This window comes from Rhodovulum sp. (assembly GCF_011048875.1).
GTDB classification, from domain to species: Bacteria; Pseudomonadota; Alphaproteobacteria; order Rhodobacterales; family Rhodobacteraceae; genus Rhodovulum; species Rhodovulum tesquicola.
Map to the genome: position 1 here is coordinate 1 of NZ_DSDD01000360.1, position 2,600 is coordinate 2,600.

Consider the following 2,600-nt stretch of genomic DNA (forward strand, 5'->3'; position numbering starts at 1 on the left):
AAAAGGCGGTGTCTGCCGCCATGCGCGAGGCAGGCACCTCCCTGAAATCCGCATGGCGGGGCCAGATCACCGGCGCTGGCCTCGGCACCAGGCTTGGCAACTCCATCCGCCTCGCCAGCTATCCCAAGGGTAGCGATAGCCTGAACGCGGCGGCGCTGGTCTGGTCCAACGCCCCAGTCATCATCGGCGCGCATGACACCGGGCCACTGATCCGGTCCAGGGATGGGTTCTGGTTGGCGATCCCGACCCCAGCCGCCGGGAAGAGCACGAAAGGCGGGCGGATCACCCCCGGCGAATGGGAACGCCGTACGGGATTGCGTCTACGGTTCATTTACCGCCGCAGAGGGCCGAGCCTGCTTGTGGCCGAGGGGAGGTTGAACTCGAAGGGTCGGGCCGTGGCATCGAAGTCGAAGACCGGTCGCGGCGTGGCGACCGTGCCGATCTTCCTGCTGGTGCCGCAGGTCAAGCTGCATAAACGGCTGGATCTGGCGCGGGACGCAGAACGGGCGGTGGACGGCGTGCCGGGGCGGATCATTGCAAATTGGGTGGACGGGAAAGTGTGATCGCGGTTTCCTGTCAGTAGCCCGCCTCATGTTGATGGCGCCCAGCCAAGACCACCGCCGTTTCGCCGTCGAACCGATAGAGCGACACATAGCCACTGTCGCCAAAGGTGATCAGCCACTCGCGGAATTCCGGTTCCATGTCCTCGACTGGCCGCCCAGCTGCCGGTTGATCGCGCAGGATGTTCATGCCTTCACGGATGGACTTGGCGGCGCGTCGCGCAGCATCAGGGTTCTTGTCGGCAAGGAAACGGTAAAGCCGCTCGACATCCCGCAGCGCTGCGGGCGACCAGATCAGTCGTGGCATTCAGGTGCTGCCGCCTCTTCGCCCGCTTCCAGCCTGGCAAGCCAGGCATCGGCTTCGTCATGGGTCACGTGTTTGCCGGTCGCCTGATACTCCTGCCAGGCCTGCAGCCCGGCTTGCCGGAACGCTTCGCGCTTCTCTTCGCGATCTACGAACTGCGCCACGGCCTCACGCAGCATCCAATGCGTGGAGCGGTCCTTGGCATCCGCCAACCGCTTGAGGCGGTCACGGGTGTCCTGATCGAGCTTTACGGCGATGGGGCGGACGGCGTTCATGGGAGCTGCTCCGGGCGAGTATTCACGGGTATTACCTTTAGCACATCTGCGACCACCACAGAAGTCACAATTCAGGAAGTTCGCCGTCATGCCCACCACCCGCGAAACCATCCTCGTCGCGCTGCACGCGCGGCTACAGCCGCTTGCAGCCCTTGTCCTGCGTGAAGAGGTCCTGCCCGAACGGATCCCAACTGCCGGGCTGATCATTCTGCGAAACGGCCAGCCGGGCGAACCGGAAATCACGCCCTCGCCCCTGCGCTATCACTACCAGCACCGGGCTGAGTTGGAAGTTATCGTACAGGCGCCGAATGGCCGGGCCAGCGCCTTCGACACTCTGATCGCTGCCATCGGCGCAGCGATGGAAGCCGACCGCACACTTGGCGGCCTCTGCGACTGGGTCGAACCCGAAGCCCCGGCCTCCGTCGATCTGCCCATCGAGGGCGCAGCTGCGCTGAAGGCGGCGGTGATCACCGTCGTCTTGCACTACACCACCACCGGCCCCCTGGCCTGACACCCCAACATCGAGGAAACTTACATGGCACGTGCGCAAGGCGCGCGGGCGCAGATGGCGCTTGCGTATGAGACGGTTTACGGCACCCCGCCGGTGAGTGGATTCCGGCTGATGCCCTTCGCCCGGGCGACGCTCGGGGCGGAACAACCCCTGCTGGAATCCGAACTTCTGGGCTATGGACGCGATCCCCTGGCCCCGATCAAGGACGCGGTTACGGCTGACGGCGAGGTGGTGATCCCCATCGATGTGGAGGCGTTCGGGTTCTGGCTGAAGGCCGCCTTCGGCCAGCCAGTCACCAGCGGCACCACGCCCAAAACCCACACCTTCCAGTCGGGCAACTGGACCCTGACCAGCATGGCGATTGAAACAGCGATGCCGGAGGTGCCGCGTTTCGCCATGTATTCCGGCTGCGTGCTGGATCAGTTGTCGTGGCAGATGCAGCGATCCGGTCTGCTGACGGCGACTGCCCGGCTTGTGGCGCAAGGCGAAACCATCGCTGCTGCCACGGCGGCTGGCACGCCAACCGCGCTGGGCCTGCAGCGTTTCGGCCACTTCAACGGCACTGTGAAGCGCAACGGCACGGCCCCGGGCAATGTCGTCTCGGCCGAGATCACCTATTCCAACAACCTCGACCGGATCGAGACCATACGCGGCGATGGGCGCATCGACGGCGCTGACCCAACCATGGCGGCGCTCACTGGCCGGATCGAGGTGCGATTCTCCGACACGTCGCTGGTGACCCAAGCCATCGACGGCACGCCCTGCGAGTTGGAGTTCGTCTACAGCATCGGGGCTAACGCCAGCTTCACCTTCACCGCGCATGCCGTCTATCTGCCGATCCCGCGCATTGAGATCGCCGGGCCGCAGGGTGTGCAGGCCAGCTTCGACTGGCAGGCGGCCAAGGCCACCAGCCCCGCCCGCATGTGCACCGCCGTCCTCGTCAACACCCT

The 2,600-nt window shown here is 65.2% G+C and carries 5 protein-coding genes; 3 read left to right on the forward strand and 2 right to left on the reverse strand.

Annotated features, from left to right (window positions below; genetic code table 11):
- Positions 1 to 563: DUF6441 family protein (locus ENN83_RS12625; protein ID WP_287187505.1), on the forward strand; the 563-nt coding region annotated here is incomplete at its 5' end.
- 13 nt (positions 564 to 576) lie between these two features.
- On the opposite strand, the gene ENN83_RS12630 is transcribed toward ENN83_RS12625, so the two are convergent.
- Together ENN83_RS12630 and ENN83_RS12635 are read right to left on the reverse strand one after the other, a co-directional pair.
- On the reverse strand, positions 577 to 867 hold the full coding sequence (locus tag ENN83_RS12630) for a type II toxin-antitoxin system RelE/ParE family toxin (RefSeq protein WP_287187507.1): 291 nt from the start codon (positions 865 to 867) through the stop codon (positions 577 to 579).
- A complete protein-coding gene (locus tag ENN83_RS12635; RefSeq protein ID WP_287187509.1) occupies positions 855 to 1,139 on the reverse strand; it encodes a CopG family ribbon-helix-helix protein in 285 nt (94 codons plus the stop codon). The genes ENN83_RS12630 and ENN83_RS12635 overlap by 13 nt, the downstream gene beginning before the upstream one ends.
- An 88-nt stretch (positions 1,140 to 1,227) precedes the next feature.
- Here ENN83_RS12635 and ENN83_RS12640 point away from each other — a divergent pair, with 88 nt between their 5' ends.
- Together ENN83_RS12640 and ENN83_RS12645 are read left to right on the forward strand one after the other, a co-directional pair.
- Positions 1,228 to 1,650 carry an acyl-CoA transferase gene (locus ENN83_RS12640; protein WP_287187511.1) on the forward strand — a complete coding sequence of 141 codons (423 nt, stop codon included), beginning with the start codon at positions 1,228 to 1,230 and terminating at the stop codon, positions 1,648 to 1,650.
- Between the two features lie 24 nt (positions 1,651 to 1,674).
- On the forward strand, positions 1,675 to 2,600 hold a 926-nt coding region (locus ENN83_RS12645), incomplete at its 3' end, for a phage tail tube protein (protein ID WP_287187513.1).